We start from the raw sequence: 17,138 nt of genomic DNA, 5'->3' as shown, positions 1-17,138 counted from the left end.
CCTACGGCGCCCGACCTACGTGGTGTGACCGTCGTGGGCGGGTGTCACGATATCGATGCGGCTCGGTGTTATGGTCCTGTCGGCCGACGGTGATCGGGTAGAGCCGGGGTGTCGCGCGATGTCCTCCCAGGGCTCCTTGCCCGTAGGTCGGCTACGGCCACGCGCCGTGTCCATGCCTACGCGGCTGGCCGGTTCCCCGCAACCGCCAGGTTCTGCCCGGCGATCGGCCGTCGGTTGCCAGGAGCGACCGACCTACCCGAGCCCCATAGTGTTGTAGGTTGGCTGCTCCTGGCAGCCAACATCCCGCCCTGCGGCGCTGGTAACGTCGACTGCCTTGAGCGGCCGACCTTACAACCGCGACATAACCCCGATGTGCGTACGTTCTGCCAGCACCAACGCAGACGGAGCAAGCCGGGAGCGGTAACTCGGTTGCCCCTCGCAAACGACGGCTACGGCTGCGGTGGCGTCGTCCGGTTTGCTGGACGGAGAGGTGGACCAAGCGCCTGTCGGCACAGCGGGATGCCGTACGCCACCGGTGGCTGATCCAGAGGTGGTGTCGCTGCGCATGCCGGGGCGGCGCTCGTGTGCAGGGTCCCGTAGGCGCGGCCGGGTATCGCCCGTCTCCGGTGTCCAGCCCCGGATCCGCGTGCCCGGACCTGACGATGGGTCGGGGAGCGTTACTCCGGCCGGTGCGAGGCCAGCCACTCCAGCACGCGGACCCGGCGGTCGTCGTCGTTCAGCCCTTCGGCACCGGCGGCCCGCAGGACCGAGGCCGGCCAGCCGGTGCCGCCTTCCACCAGTTCTTCGAGCGTGCCCCACCAGATGATGCGGAAACGTCCGTCGAGCGCGTTGTTGTAGGCCTCGCGCAGCGCCGGGGCCAGGCCGGCGACGGACAGCGGCGTGAGCGCGCGTTCCAGCTCCGTCTTGAGCTCGATGAGCGTGCCGCCCTCGACGCCCCAGCGCTGGGGCTCCATGCGCACCAGGTACTGCTGCAGCTCTGCGACGTTGCGGAACCACTCGATGACCTCGCTCTCGCCATCGCTGGTTACCGCGGCTACCGGATAGCGTTGCGGATCGCGCCGACGCGTGAGCCGCTCTATCTGCGCAAAGGGTTTGCCTTCCCAGCCGTACATCATGCCCGTCGTGACTGCCCCTAAACCCGTTACCCTACTACCGAGCGGGGGGGCGGGCATACCGGCGGCCGGTCAGGCGGACCGCATCAGGCGGCTCGCCACGACGGCGTCCAGAGAGATCCGCCCCGGTCCGTGGGCGATGATCGCCAGCAGCATCGCCGCCCAGGGCAGGTGGTAGGCCTGCCACGCGTCCGGGATCGTGAGCTGGATGATCGCGGTCATCGCAAGCATCCCGGCGGCGGCGAGGCGGGTCCCCAGGCCCAGGACCAGCATGACGGGGAACACCAGCTCACCGATGCCGGAGAGGGTCGCCATCAGCGCCGGGAAAGGGTAGGCGTACGTCCCGCCGAGAATGTGCAGGCGGAAGTCGTTGGTGAACAGCCACACCGCGCCGGGCGAGGGCTGGAGAAACCCGTCGAATTTAGTCAACCCCGAGTGCCAGAACGGGATTGCCATGGTGAGGCGCAGCACGAGCTGGGGCACGCTCGCCGGCAGCCGGCCGAGCCAGGTGCTTATCACCCCGGGTATCCGCGAGGCCCGGTTCAGCCCGGTGACGATCGGTGCAGTCGCGACGCGCATGGGGTCTCCCTCCCTTGCAGGCTTACGGGTCGAGGCGGTAGCCGGCGAGTGCGCCGGTCGTCAGGAGCGCCTGAAGCACGGTGGCCAGGTCGAAGGACGCGTCCGCCTCGGCCACGGTTCCCGCGGCCTCCGGCAGGCTCTGGCCCGTATCGAGTGCGCGGATGAACACGTCCGCCCGGCCGGGCAGGCACTGTGTGTACACCTGGAGGACGGGCCGGGTGACCAGTGCGGTGCCGCCGCCGCTGCCGAGATCCACGGGGCGGACGGACTCGTCGTGGGTGTTCGTCTCCCAGATCGACGTTACCGGCCAGGGGCTGGCCACGATCCGTGTGGCCGGGTGCAGCGTGAGCCGCAGGCCGGTCAGGGCGTCCGCGTGCACATTGGAGAGTGCCTCCGGGGCAAGGGCGTCGGCGTCGGCGGCGTGATAGGCCTCCAGTCTGGCGCGTTCGAGCCGGGCGACGTCCGGGAGGTACGGCAGTCCGGCGGCGGCGCGGAAGGTCTCGATGAACGCGGGAAAGCCGGCGCCGTAGGCCAGCAGTACCGGTGAGTCCGGCAGTTCGTCGGCCACGTACGTCCGCGCCATGGCGTGGAAGAACGCCTCGCCCACCAGTCGTTCGGTGACCGGATAGGCCTCGCGCAATGCCTCCACGAGGCTGACGTGGATGTTGTTGCGGTGGATGTCGAGCCGTCCCGGCGGCGTCACGCCGGCGGGGGCGGGTGCGCCCGGACGGCGCAGCGCGCTGGCCAGCGCTGTCTCGAGGGTTGCAGAGGCGCTCATGAGGTGGCCTCCCGGGGGGCGTCGGTGAGCCGGGTGTCGGCCCGCCGCGCCTCGTCGAGGAGGACCGGCAACTCGGGGACGTCGCCGTCCCACTCGATCAGTGTCGGCACTGGACCGCTGCGGAGGAGGGTGCGCTCGTAGAGCGCCCAGACCGTGTCAGCGACCCGTCGGTCATGGCTGTCGATGGCGAACGGGGCGCCGGTGTCGTCGTGGCCCAGGGCATGGCCGGCGAGATGGATCTCGTCAACGGGACCGGTGGGAAATGCGTCGATGTAGGCGGCCGGGTCGTGGTCGTGGTTTGTCGCCGACACGGCGACGTTGTTCACGTCGAGCAGCAGGCCGCAGCCACTGTGCCGCGCGAGTTCGCTGAGGAAGGTCACCTCGTCCATTTCATCGCCGCCGAAGCACACGTAGGTGGACGGGTTTTCGATGAGGATGCGCCGGCCCAGCGTGCACTGCACCCGGTCGACACGGTCGATCACGCGGACCAGTGTCTCCCGCGTGTAGGGCAGGGGCAGGAGGTCATTGAAATAGGCGCCGCCGTGACCGGACCACGCCAGGTGCTCGGAGACGAGCGCGGGCTCGTAGCGGTCCACCACGCCGCGGAGGCGGGCGAGGTGGGCGGTGTCCAGGGCGCCCTCGCCGCCGATGTTCATCCCCACCCCGTGCACGGACAGCGGGTAGCGCTCGCGCACGGCGGCAAGCCAGGCGTGGGGTGGGCCGCCGGCGCCCATGTAGTTCTCTGCGTGGACCTCGAAGAAGCCCACGTCCGGGCGCTCGCCGACGACGCTCGCGTAATGCCGGGCCTTGAGCCCGACGCCGGCTCGCGCCGGCATCGGGTCCGCAGGCGGCATCATGGACGTCCGCGTGGCTGTTTCGGACATGATTGCCTCCATGAGCGGCGTCCCTGACCGGCCGGCGTTAGCCCTTGGCGGGCACGTCCCGGTCCAGCGGCTCGAGGCTGCCGGTGCGACCGCCGGGCAGCGCCATGGACTCGCAGGTGCCGGCGGGCACGAGCTTCCAGACGTTGCCCTGGTAGTCCACCGAGGAGGTCCCGGCGCAGGTGGTCCCGGGGCCGGCCTTGCAGTCGTTCTGGCCGGCCTTGGCGACGCCGTAGCACTTGACCATGTCCTTTTCGGCGGCGACGGCCGTGCCCGTGAGCGCGGCACCGCTCAACGCTAGGGCGAAAGCGCCGGCGAGGCCGAGGGCGGTGTAGCGGTTGGTGGTGGACATAACGTGTCTCCTCTTGCGCGTTGTCGGGTGTTTCGCACCGCGGCGTTGCCGTCGCGACGCTCGGGAGTAATCATGGTGGGCACGGCGGGCCGCGCCCATTCGGTTCATTACGTAAGGGATTCCGCGTAGCAGCCGCGTGCGCGGCGCCTAGCGGGTCAGTCATTCAGCGCCGCAGGTGCGGTGGACGACCGGGAGGGTCGATGCATCAGCAGGAATTCGCGCTCGATACCGGCGGGCGTGGCACGGTGGAGATCACCCGCCGCGTCGCGGACGTGGTCTCGGAGGCCGGCGCGGGGGACGGGCTCTGCCACGTGTTCGTGCGCCACACCAGCGCCTCGCTCATCATCTGCGAGAACGCCGATCCCTCCGTGCGCCGGGACCTCGAGACGGTCGCGGCGCGGCTCTTCCCCGACGGCGATCCGGCCTACGTGCACGACGCGGAAGGCCCGGACGACATGCCCGCCCACCTGCGCAGCGTGTTCACGAATTCAGGGCTCACTGTGCCCGTGAGTACCGGTCGGCTGGCGCTGGGCACCTGGCAGGGCATCTATCTGTGGGAGCACCGCCGGCACGGCCATCGTCGTTCGGTGGTGGTCAGCGTCTGGCACTGAGACACGGGGGCGGCATGGCGAAGGAAAAGACCGGCGGCAACGGCCGCGAGTCCGGACGGCCGGACGTCAAGCCAGGACACGGCAAGTTCGCCGTGCTGGGACTGGGCAACTTCGGGACCACGGTGGCGCAGCAGCTCGAGGAGCTCGGTAACGAGGTGCTGGCGGTCGACGAGGACGAGGAGCGGGTGAACACCCTGGCCGAGGAATTCACCCACATCGTCTCCGCGGATGTGCGCGACGAGCGCGCCCTGGAGGAGCTGGGCCTCGGGGACTTCGACGCCGCCGTGGTGGCGATCGGCGAGAACCTGGAGTCGAACATCCTGTGCACGCTGGGGCTCAAGCACCTCGGCGTGCCGCGGGTGTGGGTCAAGGCCAAGAGCCCGGCACACCACCGCATCCTCAGCAAGCTCGGGGCGGACCGCATCGTCCACCCGGAGTTCGAGATCGGCGTGCGCGTGGCCTACTCGCTCAACTACCCGTTCGTGCTGGACTACATCAGCCTCGGCAGCGACTACTTCGTGGTCGAGCTGGCGCTGAGCGAGACCGTCACCGACTCCACGGTGGGTGATCTCGAGCTGGAAGAGCGCTTCGGTATCGAGCTGCTCGCACTCAAGCGCGGCGATGAGCTGATCCGCGACGAGAAGACCGTCACCGCCCTGCGGGAGGGCGACCGGCTGGTCGTGGTTGGCAAGCAGGTGCACCTCCGCGCTCTCGCGGACATCCTATGAGGCACTGGATGCGTTTCCAGCGGCCGCCCTCGCGCCGCCGGCGGCGCATCGTGCGGCTGCCGCCGCCGCTCACCCTCGCGGTCACCTTTCTCGCCCTGATCGTGATCGGCACGGTACTGCTGAGCCTGCCCTGGGCGACCATACGGCCGATCAGCCTGCAGCAGGCCGCCTTCACGGCGACCTCGGCGGTGACCGTCACCGGCCTGGTGGTGGTGGACACGGCGGCGACCTTCACGCGTTTCGGCGAGCTGGTCATTGCCGTGCTCATCCAGCTCGGCGGCCTCGGTGTGATGGCCTTTGCGGTACTCGCGCTCTCCGCCCTCGGGCACCGCATCGGCCTGAGCCACCAGATGCTCCTGCGCGAGGACCTCAACCGGACCTCCATCGGGGACGTGGTCGGCCTCGTGCGGGTGATCTTCCTGCAGGTGATCCTCTTCGAGCTGGTGGGCACGCTGCTGCTCGCGGCACGCTGGGTGCCCGTTCAGGGCTGGGGGGATGGGCTGTTCAACGCCGCCTTCCATGCGATCTCCGCGTTCAACAACGCGGGCTTCTCGCTGTTCCACGGCAGCCTCGCGCAGTGGGCGGGGGACCCGGTGGTGAACCTCACCATCCCGGCGCTCTACATAGCGGGCGGGCTCGGCTTCGCCGTGGTCAACGAGCTGCTCGCGAGACGCAGCATCCGCCGGCTGTCGCTGCATACCAAGCTGATGCTGATCGGCACGATCGCGCTCAACGTCTGGGCGGTTGCCGCCTTCGCCGGACTGGAGTGGCACAATCCGGAGACCCTGGGCGGGCTCGCGCATACCGGCGACCGCCTGTGGGCGGCCTGGTTCCAGGGCACGACACCACGTACCGCCGGGTTCAATACCGTGGACATGGGCGGCATCACGGATGCCAGCGCGCTGATGATGATCTCGCTGATGTTCATCGGTGGTGGCAGTACCTCGACGGCCGGCGGTATCAAGGTCACCACCTTCATGGTGCTGATCTTCGCGACCGGCGCGTTTCTGCGCCGGCGCCACGAGCCCGTGGCCTTCGGCCGCACCATCGGCGCGGAGGACGTGCTCAAGGTCCTCGCGCTGACCTTCATCGGGCTGCTCGCGGTGATGATCGGTGCGTTCCTGCTGGTGGCCACGCACAATCTGCCGTTCCTGGACATCGCCTTCGAGGCGGCGTCCGCCTTCGGCACGGTCGGGCTGTCCCGCGGGGTAACCCCGGAGCTCAACACCTTCGGCGAGTGGGTGATCATGGCGCTGATGTTCCTCGGGCGCGTGGGGCCGCTGTCGGTGGGCTTCGTGCTCGCCACGCCGGCGACCCGGCTACTTCGTTATCCGAGGGCGAGTGTCTACCTCGGCTGAGCCGGCGGGTGCCGGAAAACGCCGTCGCTGTTCCAGGCTAACGCCGGGACGGCGAGGGCGGTTCCCTCCCCCGGTGTATTGGCGCAGAGTGGCGGCAGGAGGTGCGGCGAACGCAGACGGGGCGCCTGCCGGGCGCGCATGTGGTATCGTCCGCGACCATTGCGCGGACTCATCGAGAGCAGGAATGCCATGGCGAGCAAGACCATCTATCGCGTGATCTTCCACAACAAGGGCAAGGTCTACGAACTCTACGCACACAGCGTGGGCGACGGCGGCATCATGGGCTTTGTGCAGATCGAGGAGCTCATCTTCGGCGAGCACACCCAGGTCGTCGTTGACCCCTCCGAGGAAAAGCTCAAGAGTGAGTTTGCCGGCGTGAAGCGCAGCTTCATCCCCATGCACTCCATCATCCGCGTCGACGAGGTGGAGAAGGAGGGCCACGCCAAGATCTCCGACGCCGAGGGGGGTAACGTCACGCCCTTTCCGGTGTCGATGTACGGCCCGGGTCGCGGCGGAAACGATCCCGGGCAGGGTAATTGATCTCGCCTGCCGAGTCGTTTACCCTTTAGCGCCTCGTCGGCAGCAGCCCGGCGGGGCGAGAATACGGAGAGGTGTCCGAGCGGTCGAAGGAGCACGCCTGGAAAGCGTGTGTACCTACTGGGTACCGAGGGTTCGAATCCCTCCCTCTCCGCCACTATCCCGTCTTACCCCCGTTTCCAGAGACTTTCCCGCACCCCCATTGAGACGGAGCGTTCCGGCATCCTTGCTTGATGCGGGACAGGGCCGCCGTTTGAGCGGCGGGTGTATGGACGGTATGCCATCTGTTCGCGGTTGTTCAGGGGAGTGTGCGCTTATGCGGAGATTCGAGGACAAGGTCGCGCTCGTTACCGGAGGCCGCTCCGGCATCGGGCGCGCGATAGCGCGGCGCCTGAGCACGGAAGGGGCAACGGTGTTCACGGCACAGCGCGGGCAGGACGCGGAATTCGAGGGAATAACGGCCGATTTCACGGACCCGGAGGGGCCCGGCCGGGTCGTCGACGAGGTGATTCGGCGTGCCGGGCGACTCGACGTCCTGGTGAACAACGTCGGCATTATGCAGGAGGCGGGGATCGAGGCGATGAGCGTGATGGACTGGCATCGCACGCTTGCCGTGAACCTGACCGCACCCTTCCTGACGATCCGCGCCGCATTGCCGCACCTGCGTGAGGCCCGTGGCAGCATCGTGAACACGGGTTCACTAGAGGGCCTGGGCTCCAACCCGGGGCACGCGGCCTATTCCGCCTCCAAGGCCGGGCTGCACGGGCTGACCCGGGCCGTCGCCGTGGATCACGGTGGGGAGGGCATTCGCTGTAACGCGGTTGCTCCCGGCTGGATCGATACCGAGCTGAACGTCGATTTCATCGAGAACACGCCAGACCCGGACGCGTTCCGCCGGGATATTGGCCGGATCCACCCCCTGGCCCGAACCGGTATCCCCGAGGAGGTTGCCGCCCTCGTCGCCTTCCTCGCGGCCGAGGAGGCTGGCTTCATCACGGGACAGGTGTACACGGTGGATGGCGGGCGAACGGCGAGACTGAGCCTGCCGTAAGACGATGTGACCGTTCTGCACGGCTTCAGTGATCCGTTACGCGCCAGGGTATGGCACATTGCGGACCCTGGTGGCGCCGCGCGCACCTGCCTCGTGCCGGGACAACGTTTCTTTCCGTGTTCATGACCGCCGTCAAACCCCTCTGCCCATCACCGGCCTAGCATCGGCTGGGAAGCGTTGTGGCGGCAGCACCCGGCGTGGGCCGGCGGGAGGTAGCGGTGAGACAGCGGGTTATCGGTGTAATCCTGGCCGGGGCCCTCGGGGTGTCCGGCTGCGCGAACTACCAGGGCACCCAGGAGCAGTCCGGGATGGTGATCGGCGGGGTGCTGGGTGGGCTGCTCGGCAGCCAGGTGGAGCGGCACGGGCACGCGAGCACGGCCGCGATCATCGTGGGCACCCTGGCGGGGGCGGCGATCGGCGGCTCCATCGGACGCTCCATGGACGAGACCGACCGGCTCCGTACGGCGGCGGCGCTGGAGAACGTGCGCACGGGGGTGCCATCGTCCTGGCGCAATCCGGATACCGGCAACGAGTACGTCGTCACCCCCACACGCACCTACGAGACCAGTGGCGGTCCGTGTCGGGAGTACACCATGGAGGCGTCCATCGGCGGCCGTCCGGAGACGGTGTACGGCACCGCCTGCCGTCAGTCGGACGGCAGCTGGCAGGTCCAGGGCTAGGCGGGCGACCCCCCGTACCGTTCCGTGGGTGGTACCGGTGACCCGGTGCCGGTAATGCCCGAGTGTCGTGGCCGACCCGGCGGCGCAGGCGCCGCCGTCAGGGTGCGGTCCTGCGGGATCACGGACCGTGATTGCGGCCATCGTTACCTTTCATTTGCCGTGGACTGCTCACCCGGATAGCGTTCGGTGCGACGTGGGGCCGATGCACCGGAGGACGGCATGAACAGTATGGAATCGGCGGCGTTCCGCGCCCTCTTCGGGGTCCCGTACCCCGTTGTCCAGGCACCGATGGCCGGCGTGTCCACGCCGGCGCTGGCGGCAGCGGTGGCCGAGGCCGGCGGTCTCGGTTCGCTGGGGCTCGGCGGCAGCGGTGTCGAACAGGCCCGCGGGCAGATCCGGGAGCTGCGTGCCCTGACCGCGCAGCCGTTCAACGTGAATTTCTTCTGCCATACCCGGCCCCGGAACCGACCCGCCGTGACCCGCGCCTGGCTCGAGCGTCTGCGCCCGCACTTCGAGGCGCAGCACGCGGAGGTGCCGGAGTCCCTGGACGAGATCTATGTGCCGATCGACGCCAATCCGGCGATGGTGGCCATGCTGTGTGAGGAACAGCCTCCGGTGGTCAGCTTCCATTTCGGCGTGCCTGGTGTGGATATCGTCCGAAGCATCCACGGTTACGGCGGACGAGTGCTGATCTCGGTGACCACCCCCGCGGAGGGGCAGGCGGCGGAGGCGGCTGGCGCGGACGCGGTGGTCGCACAGGGTATCGAGGCGGGCGGGCACCGGGGCAATTTCGACGCCGGAGAGGACGAGGCCCTGGGGCTCATGCCTCTGGTGAGACGGCTTGTCGCGCGGCTGTCCGTGCCGGTGATCGCCTCGGGCGGGATTATGGACGGTCCGGGTATACGCGCCGTGCTCGCGCTAGGTGCCGTAGGGGCCCAGCTCGGCACCGCCTTCATCCCGTGTCCCGAATCCGCGGCGACGGCGGCCCACCGAACGGCGCTGCGGAGTGATTCCGCGGCGCGCACGGCCGTTACCCGGGCGATATCCGGGCGTCCGGCACGGGGGGTTGCCGGTGTTTTCCAGGATGAGATCGGGCGTTGCGACGACGACAGCGTCCCCGATTACCCGCTGGCCTACGATGCGGCCAAACAGCTCCATGCGGCCGCGAGGGCGGCGGGGAGCACAGCCTATTCCCCCAACTGGGCGGGACAGGGCGCGCCGCTGTGCCGGGAGATGCCGGCGGGGGTACTGGTTGCCCGGCTTGTACAGGAGCTGTTAACGGCCCCCGGTGGTCCCGGTGCATAGCGGAACGGAAGGCTGCGGGCCGGTACCGCCACCGAGCGTGTCACGGTAGCAACGCCGGACCCCTCGGGTGGCAGGCTACCGGCCATGCCAAGCGGCAAAGGAACTGTCCGGTGGACACGGCCCCGTCCGTTCCTGAACCGCTCATTCGTCGCCACGGAACCCCTGAGCCGCATCGCCTGCGGTGCGGATAGCGGTTTACTCGCGCAGAGGCTCCGAAGGCGACGGCCCGCCGGATTATACGCGGGGGAGAGTGGCAGGGGCGGCCCCGCCGGCGTCACGGCTGGCAACGGGGCGTGCGCGGCGTTTACCCTGCACGGTCCGCAAGCAGGGACCCCGCCGTTGGCCTTACCTATTGAAACGTTCCCGGCCGCCCGGGATGCCGCATGTTGACGGCGGATCCGGGGGTGCGCTGGATTGCCGGGCAGCTCGTCAGCCTCGTCGCGCTCGGGTTGTGCGTTGCCGGTTTCGCCAGCCGTCGGGACGACCGGCTGTTCGTGTTGCTGATCGCCGCGAATGTCGCCTTCGCGTTGCAGTTCGCGCTGTTCCGCAGCTGGGTCGCGGCGGCCGTGACCCTGTTGGTTGTGCTGCGCGTGGTGCTGGTCCGGCGATACTACCGGCACCGTCTGGTGATGCTCGCGATTCTCGCCGCGACCGCCGTGGTTGCCTGGCCCACCTGGCAGGGCTGGCAGGATGCGCCCGCGCTGGCCGCGGGACTGGCCGGGACCTACGGGATGTTCATGCTGCGGGGCATCGCGATGCGTCTGTGGCTGGCGCTCGCCGCTTCCTGCTGGATACTCAGCAATGCCCTTGCGGGCTCCATCGGTGGTGTGACCGCGGAGTCGCTGATCCTCGTCACCAATCTCTTCACCGTTTATCGCCTCTGGCGGGACCGGCGTCGAAGCGTGTAGCCCGGGCGACGACGCATTGCCGTTCCGGACGGCTGCAGGCGGTTGATTCCGCGCGTCACGACCCAAAATCCGTGGGGGTACAGGTCACAGCCCGCACTGGACGGAGTGTGGCATCATGGCGGGTGAAGGACCTGCCGCTGACGCGTCGGGTCCGCCGATGCGCATTGAGGGGATCGATGATCGACTTGCCGTTTCTCAGCACCCGGGCCGACGACACGGTCGGCGACCTGAATGACTACCAGGGCTACGATCGCGACGAATATCACAGCCTCGGGGCGAGCTGGCTGATCCGCATGGCGCTGTTCTTTGGCTGGCCGCAGTCGCTGCGGCACACGAGCGCGCTGCACATCGCGGATGCGGACGCCTTCCAGGGCTATCTCGGTCTGCCGGACACCTGGGCCGGCGACAAGGATGACCCCGGTGAGGTCCGCGCGGAGCGCGCCGAAGCGAGTCTGCGCCGGCAGCTCGCCAGCCATGAGGGGCCGGACGGGCGGCTCGATCCGGACAGTCCGCTCTTCCGTAACATCGAGCTCCTGGACGAGCGCCTGGAGCTCTCCGACGCCGACAAGGTCCTGCTGGTACTGGCCGCGCTGATCGAGTGCGAGCCGGCCTTCGAGGATACCTTCGGCATGGTGGCGACGGACGTGAACAACCGCCAGCTCGCGGGCCTGCTCCGCGAGCTCTCCGGCGTTGCCCAGCGTGACGCGCTGGCGAGCGTTGAGGGCGAGACGGCGCTGGTCGCCTCCGGTGTCGTGCGCGTACAGGGCATGCGCTGCCCGCTGGAGGCCAAGATCTCCCTGGTCGAGGGGCTGGCGGACAGCCTGTTCGAGGACAACAGCAGCATCGACGATATTGTCCAGCGTTTCGGCCGGGTCAGCCCCGCGCCGAAGCTCGGGGTGGGCGATTTCCCGCACCTGCGGCGGGATGCGGCCATCATCACGGACTACCTCGTCGCCTCGGCGGCTCAGAACACCCCGGGCTGCAATGTGCTGCTCCACGGCGAGCCCGGCCTCGGGAAGACCGAGTTCGCGCGAGCCGTGGCCCAGGCCGCGGGGCTGACGCTCTACGAGGTGCCGACCACCACGCGCGCCGGTGTGCCACTGAAGGCGAGCATGCGGCTGCGGGCGTTCAAGGCCTGCCAGCGCCTGCTTGCCGGGCGCGAGTCCGTGGCCGTGCTCTTCGACGACTGCGATGACGCGCTCGCGGCCACGCCGATGATCGCGGTGGAAGGCGGCGACGACGACGGCACAGGCAGCGCCGGCAGCAAGGCGTGGATCAATGAGCTGCTCGAGTCGAACACCGTCCCCTGCGTGTGGGTGGCGAACGACCTCGGCTGGGTGGACAGTGCGCACCTGCGCCGCTTCGACTATCCGCTGTTCTTCCGCTCCGTGCCGCCGGTGGTGCGCCGGCGCATCGCCGAGGCGCACATGGGCGGACTGGACCTGCCCCACGCGGTGTTCGAACGGGTGGTGGCCAACGAGCACAACACCCCGGCGGCGATCGCGAAGGCAGCGCGGGTGGCCGGGCGGACGGATGCCAAGGCGGTGGCCGTGGAGAATGTGCTCCGCCAGACCTCGCTGCTGCTCGGCGGTCAGCCGGCCGGCGGGCGGCGCAACGGCATCGTGCCCTTCGATCTGAGCCTGCTCAACGCCAACCGCGACCTGGTGGCGCTGCGTGACGGTCTGATCGCGCGGCCGAGCGCGAGCCTGTGCTTCTACGGTCCGCCAGGCACCGGCAAGACCGCGTTCGCACGCCATCTGGCGGAGAGTATGGGCCGCGAGGTTATGGTGCGGCGCGCCTCCAGCATCCTCGGCTCCTACGTGGGTGAGACCGAACGCAGCATTGCCGCCATGTTCATGGAGGCGGCGGAGATGGACGCGGTGCTGGTGCTCGACGAGGCGGACAGCTTCCTGGGCGACCGGCGTGGCGCCCACCAGCAGTGGGAGGTCACCCAGGTCAACGAACTGCTCACGCAGATGGAGGCCTTCGAGGGCGTCTTTATCGCCACCACCAACCTCAAGTCGAACCTGGACCCGGCGAGCATGCGGCGTTTTGCGCTCAAGCTGCGCTTCGATCCCCTCGCACCGGGGCAGCGCGAGCGGCTGTTCGACGCCACCCTGGTGGCGCTGGGCGGCGAGGGCAAGGCGGCACGCTTCGCTGACGCCCTGCGCCAGCTCGATGCGCTCACGCCGGGGGATTTCGAGGCGGTCGCCCAGCGCCTGCACCTGCTCGGCGAGCCGGTGGACGGCGACCGTCTCTATCGGGAGCTCGTCGACGAGGTTTCGGAGAAGGGCGGCACTACGCGCCCGGTCGGCTTCACCGCCAGGCTGTGAGGCGCCGCCGGTTCAGGCGGTGACGATCTGCACCCGCTCCCCGTCGAAGGCCAGGTGGCCGGCGATGGGCGCCATCGCCGGCAGCGGTGCGGGATAGCTCCAGGCGACGTCGGCCAAGACGGCGGGACCCGTGCGGGCGCCGAAGTACTCGGCCTCACCCTTGAGCGGACAGTGCGTCCGCGTTGCCGTGGGTGTCAGAAGCCCCATCTCGACCCCGGCCCGGGGGAAATAGTAGCGCACCGGGTAACCGGTCTCGTGGAGTTCGATTACGTCCGTGCTGTCTGCCAGGCAGTGTCCGTCCAGAAGGACCCGGAGACGGCCGGAACCATGTCTCAGGCGGATACGATCCGCTGCATGCGACGCTGCCATTTTCGCCGTTCCCGGTGGTATTGTTGAAGCACCAAGGGCGGGTCGCGGAAGTTCGTATCCCGCCGCGTAGGGAGAATAATAACAACATCGATCCTGAACCGACCCGAGGAAACCCTGTGAGCAGCGACGTCACCGTGGACCGCAAGTCCCCGCCGATGCGACTGCGTCCATGCCGGTCGTGGCGCCGGGAGGGCCGATGACCCCCGATACCGAGGCCGCGCTGGAGCACTGCCCACACCTGCCGACCATGCCCGGCATCGCGACCCGTATTCTCGAGATGGGACGCGATCCGGAGGTGGATATCGCCGACCTCGCCGCGCTGCTGGTCAAGGACCCGGCGCTGGCGAGCCGCATCCTGCGGGTGAGCAATTCCCCGCTATACGGTCAGCGCCGGCGCAGCGACAACATCCGCCAGGCCGTTATGGTGCTGGGACTGAACACGACCATGACGCTGGCGCTGAGCTTCTCGCTGGCGGATGCCCTGCGCGGGCGCGGCGACGGGCGCGCGATTCGGCTGGTCTGGCGCCGCGCACTGATCGCCGCCACCGCCTGCCGCATCCTCGGCGAGGAGATCGGCCACCCGGGCAAGGAGGAGTTCTTCCTCGCGGGCCTGCTCCAGGATATCGGCATCCTGGCGCTGGAGGTCGCGGTCCCCGAGCTCTATGAGCCCCTGGTGACGGAGGCCGATACCCACGATGCCCTGGTCGCACTGGAGTCCGTCCATCTGCAATCCGGTCACTGCGCGGTCGGCGCCTGGCTGATGGAGCGCTGGGGGCTGCCCCGCTATCTCGTGAACACCGTGCTCGGCAGCCATGACCCGGAAACCGACGCGATTCCGGACGAGGACCGGGAGCTGGCGCGCTGTGTGGCGCTGTCCGGCCGTATCGCCGACCTGTTCCTCCATGACAGCGACCGTGCGGAATCCTCGGCGCGGCTTGCGGATGCCGCATCGGCGTGGCTCGGGCTCGGCGGGGACGCCGTCGCCGCGGTGATCGACCGCGTCGGGGAGGGGCTGCCGGAGGCGGCGCGGCTGTTCGATACCCCGCTGCCGTCGGCTCGGGTGGCGGCAGGGGTGATCGAGGAGGCGCGCGAGATGCTGATGATGCGCAATCTCCAGCTCCTGCAGGAGACCAGCGAGCAGCGCCTGCGTTTCCACGAGCTCGAGCGCACGGCGAAGCACTGGGAGGAGGTGGCGAACCACGACCCGCTGACCGGGGTGTACAACCGGCGCTATTTCGACGAGCGCATGGCGCACGAGTTCGCGCTCGCCACCGAGAGCGGCTGGCCCCTGAGTATCGGTTTCGTGGATCTCGACCAGTTCAAGGCGGTCAATGACCGTCACGGCCACCAGGTGGGCGATCAGGTGCTGGTGGGCGTTGCCGGGATGATGGCGGCGCGGCTGCGCCAGCGCGACCTCGTCGTTCGCTACGGCGGCGAGGAGTTCCTCGTCCTGCTGCCCGGTACGACGCTGAGCGACGCAATGGCGGTCTGCGAGCGTCTGCGCAGCGCGGTCGCCGCGGTCGCTCACCGGGATGGCGAGGGGCGCCCCTTCCATATCACCACGTCCATCGGCGTGGCCGCACACATGGATGCCGGGCGGTGTTACCCCAGTGTGGACGTGTTCATCGGCGCCGCCGACCAGGCGCTGAACCTCGCGAAGGCGCACGGCCGCGATCGCGTCCAGCAGTCACCGGATACGCCCACGACGAACCGTCCCTGAAGACCGTTGCGCCCGGGCGCCGGGTGTCGTCGCCCGACGTCGCCGCGGTCACGGCGCCGGCATGTCCGGCGCTCCCCGGACGCTGTTGCGGAGCGCCGGTATACTGCCCTGATCATACGTAGTGTCACCTCCCGGGCCGCACGCGGTGAGCGCCGCCCGGGCACGTGGAGCAGGAGGGGATCGATGCGCCCACTGGAACAGGACCCGGCATGGCAGCAGCTGGCGTCCCATCACCGGCGGCTCGCCGAGTGCCGTATCGACGCGCTGTTCGAGGCGGATCCCGAACGCTTCGAGCGCTTCAGCCGGCGTGAAAACGGGCTGCTGGTGGATTTCTCCAAGAACCGGCTGGACGTGGCCGCCCTGGAGGCGTTACTGGCGCTGGCGCGGGCGCGGGACGTGCCGGCGCGCCGGGACGCCATGTTCGCCGGCGACGTCGTCAATCCGACGGAGGAGCGCGCCGCGCTGCACGCGGCGCTGCGTACGCCGGAGATCGCGGATCACGCTGGGGTCTCGCGGCCGGTCTCGGACTGTCTCGGACAGATGGAGGCCTTCGCCGCCGGCGTGCGGGACGGCACGGTCACCGGGGCGGATGGCCGTGCCTTCACCGATGTGATCCACATCGGTATCGGCGGCTCCGACCTGGGGCCGCGGCTGCTGGCGGATGTCGTACTGTCACCGGAGAACGACGGTCCGCGGCTGCATTTCGTCTCCAGTGCCGACGCCCAGGCCCTGCGTACGGTCCTCGCCGGCCTCGATCCTGCGACCACGCTGGTGGTGGTTGCGACCAAGAGCGGCGGCACGCGGGAGACGCTCCTCAACGCCGGTACCGCCCTGTCCTGGTTCGCCGCACGACTGGGGCGCGATCCGGCCCTGACGCACCATTTCGTCGGCGTGACCGGGAAGCCGGAGCGCCTCGCCGACGCCGGCCTCGAGGTTGGCCGGACCTTCCCCCTGTGGGACTGGGTCGGCGGCCGCTATTCGGTGTGGTCCGCGGTCAGCGTCTCGGTGATGATTGCCGCCGGTACGGCGGTCTTCCGTGAGTTCCTTGCCGGCGGTGCGGCGATGGACCGGCATTTCCGCGATATGCCCCTTGCCGGTAACCTGCCGGTGCTGCTAGCACTGGTGAACGTCTGGAACACGACGGTCCTCGGTGCGGCCAGCCAGGTCGTGCTGCCCTACGACTGGCGCCTGCGCCGGCTTCCCGCGTACCTTCAGCAGGCGGTGATGGAGAGTAACGGCAAGTCCGTGACCGTCGACGGCACCCCGGCGGGGACCGGCACCGCGGCGGTGCTCTGGGGGCGGTCCGCCATCGACGGTCAGCATGCCTTCTACCAGTTCCTGCACCAGGGTACCCAGGTAGTGCCGGCGGAGTTCATCTGCGCCATGGAGGACGGGCGTGACGCCCCGGCGCACCGGCGCGAGCTCCTCGCCAACTGTCTCGCTCAGTCCCGGGCGCTGATGTGCGGTGTCGCCCCGGAGAGCCTGGTGGCAGAGGAGGGCATGGCGGAGCTGGAGCCGGAACGACGGCGGCTCCTGCTGGCGCATAGGACCCATGTCGGGGACAGGCCGTCCAACACGCTTCTGATGCGTCGCGCCGACGCCGGACACCTCGGCCGGCTGGTTGCGCTCTACGAGCACCGTATCTTCGTCGAGGCGACGATCTGGGGGATCAACCCCTTCGACCAGTGGGGCGTGGAGCTGGGCAAGCGCCTGGCGGGTGACCTTCGGGCATGCCTTGGCAGCGACACGGTTCGGCAGGATCTGGACGGTTCCACCGCCGGGCTGGTGGCGTGGCTGCGCGGCGGGGACGGGTAG

17 protein-coding genes and 1 tRNA gene are annotated in these 17,138 nt (G+C 69.2%); 12 read left to right on the top strand and 6 right to left on the bottom strand.

Annotated elements, in window-relative coordinates:
* Window positions 1–677: 677 nt before the first annotated feature.
* From C516_RS0103685 to C516_RS0103665, 5 genes are all read right to left on the bottom strand, one after another.
* Window positions 678–1,136, bottom strand: coding sequence for a hypothetical protein (locus tag C516_RS0103685; RefSeq protein ID WP_018717017.1), 459 nt, complete (start codon window positions 1,134–1,136; stop codon window positions 678–680).
* A 69-nt stretch (window positions 1,137–1,205) separates the two neighbouring features.
* A complete protein-coding gene (locus C516_RS0103680; protein WP_018717016.1) occupies window positions 1,206–1,712 on the bottom strand; it encodes a DoxX family protein in 507 nt (168 codons plus the stop codon).
* A 22-nt stretch (window positions 1,713–1,734) separates the two neighbouring features.
* Window positions 1,735–2,490 carry an HvfC/BufC N-terminal domain-containing protein gene (locus tag C516_RS0103675; RefSeq protein ID WP_018717015.1) on the bottom strand — a complete coding sequence of 252 codons (756 nt, stop codon included), beginning with the start codon at window positions 2,488–2,490 and terminating at the stop codon, window positions 1,735–1,737.
* Window positions 2,487–3,374 (bottom strand): MNIO family bufferin maturase, encoded by an 888-nt coding sequence (gene bufB, locus C516_RS0103670; protein WP_051088191.1) that lies wholly within the window; start codon window positions 3,372–3,374, stop codon window positions 2,487–2,489. Before bufB ends, C516_RS0103675 begins: the two co-directional genes overlap by 4 nt.
* A gap of 37 nt (window positions 3,375–3,411) precedes the next feature.
* Window positions 3,412–3,723, bottom strand: a complete 312-nt coding sequence (locus tag C516_RS0103665; RefSeq protein WP_018717013.1) for a BufA1 family periplasmic bufferin-type metallophore — start codon at window positions 3,721–3,723, stop codon at window positions 3,412–3,414.
* A 200-nt stretch (window positions 3,724–3,923) separates the two neighbouring features.
* Between C516_RS0103665 and C516_RS0103660 the strand changes: the two genes are divergently transcribed.
* The 10 genes from C516_RS0103660 (at window position 3,924) to C516_RS0103615 (ending at window position 13,234) form a co-directional block, all read left to right on the top strand.
* A complete protein-coding gene (locus C516_RS0103660) occupies window positions 3,924–4,334 on the top strand; it encodes a secondary thiamine-phosphate synthase enzyme YjbQ (protein ID WP_018717012.1) in 411 nt (136 codons plus the stop codon).
* Window positions 4,335–4,348: 14 nt separating this feature from the next.
* The gene (locus tag C516_RS0103655) at window positions 4,349–5,062 is read left to right on the top strand and encodes a potassium channel family protein (RefSeq protein ID WP_018717011.1); all 714 of its coding nucleotides are present in this window, start codon (window positions 4,349–4,351) and stop codon (window positions 5,060–5,062) included.
* Window positions 5,059–6,420: a TrkH family potassium uptake protein gene (locus tag C516_RS0103650; RefSeq protein WP_211210568.1), complete on the top strand. Its 1,362-nt coding sequence runs from the start codon at window positions 5,059–5,061 to the stop codon at window positions 6,418–6,420. Before C516_RS0103655 ends, C516_RS0103650 begins: the two co-directional genes overlap by 4 nt.
* A gap of 189 nt (window positions 6,421–6,609) precedes the next feature.
* Window positions 6,610–6,960, top strand: coding sequence for a DUF1820 family protein (locus C516_RS0103645; RefSeq protein ID WP_018717009.1), 351 nt, complete (start codon window positions 6,610–6,612; stop codon window positions 6,958–6,960).
* 65 nt (window positions 6,961–7,025) lie between these two features.
* Window positions 7,026–7,114 (top strand) — tRNA-Ser (locus C516_RS0103640).
* 111 nt (window positions 7,115–7,225) lie between these two features.
* A complete protein-coding gene (locus tag C516_RS0103635) occupies window positions 7,226–8,008 on the top strand; it encodes an SDR family NAD(P)-dependent oxidoreductase (RefSeq protein ID WP_211210567.1) in 783 nt (260 codons plus the stop codon).
* Between the two features lie 218 nt (window positions 8,009–8,226).
* Window positions 8,227–8,688 carry an RT0821/Lpp0805 family surface protein gene (locus C516_RS0103630; protein WP_018717007.1) on the top strand — a complete coding sequence of 154 codons (462 nt, stop codon included), beginning with the start codon at window positions 8,227–8,229 and terminating at the stop codon, window positions 8,686–8,688.
* Between the two features lie 219 nt (window positions 8,689–8,907).
* Complete coding sequence (locus tag C516_RS0103625) at window positions 8,908–9,993, top strand: NAD(P)H-dependent flavin oxidoreductase (protein ID WP_018717006.1); 1,086 nt, start codon at window positions 8,908–8,910, stop codon at window positions 9,991–9,993.
* A gap of 383 nt (window positions 9,994–10,376) precedes the next feature.
* Window positions 10,377–10,901, top strand: a complete 525-nt coding sequence (locus C516_RS0103620) for a YgjV family protein (RefSeq protein WP_018717005.1) — start codon at window positions 10,377–10,379, stop codon at window positions 10,899–10,901.
* 176 nt (window positions 10,902–11,077) lie between these two features.
* Window positions 11,078–13,234: an AAA family ATPase gene (locus C516_RS0103615; RefSeq protein ID WP_018717004.1), complete on the top strand. Its 2,157-nt coding sequence runs from the start codon at window positions 11,078–11,080 to the stop codon at window positions 13,232–13,234.
* A 12-nt stretch (window positions 13,235–13,246) separates the two neighbouring features.
* On the opposite strand, the gene C516_RS20745 is transcribed toward C516_RS0103615, so the two are convergent.
* On the bottom strand, window positions 13,247–13,603 hold the full coding sequence (locus tag C516_RS20745) for a DUF427 domain-containing protein (protein ID WP_018717003.1): 357 nt from the start codon (window positions 13,601–13,603) through the stop codon (window positions 13,247–13,249).
* 196 nt (window positions 13,604–13,799) lie between these two features.
* Between C516_RS20745 and C516_RS0103605 the strand changes: the two genes are divergently transcribed.
* Window positions 13,800–15,323 carry a GGDEF domain-containing protein gene (locus C516_RS0103605; protein ID WP_018717002.1) on the top strand — a complete coding sequence of 508 codons (1,524 nt, stop codon included), beginning with the start codon at window positions 13,800–13,802 and terminating at the stop codon, window positions 15,321–15,323.
* Window positions 15,324–15,506: 183 nt separating this feature from the next.
* Window positions 15,507–17,138: a glucose-6-phosphate isomerase gene (gene pgi / locus C516_RS18445; protein WP_018717001.1), complete on the top strand. Its 1,632-nt coding sequence runs from the start codon at window positions 15,507–15,509 to the stop codon at window positions 17,136–17,138.

Source organism: Arhodomonas aquaeolei DSM 8974 (assembly GCF_000374645.1).
GTDB classification, from domain to species: Bacteria; Pseudomonadota; Gammaproteobacteria; order Nitrococcales; family Nitrococcaceae; genus Arhodomonas; species Arhodomonas aquaeolei.
Note: the sequence above shows the minus strand (reverse complement) of the source record. Positions and strands in the feature narration are given on the sequence as shown.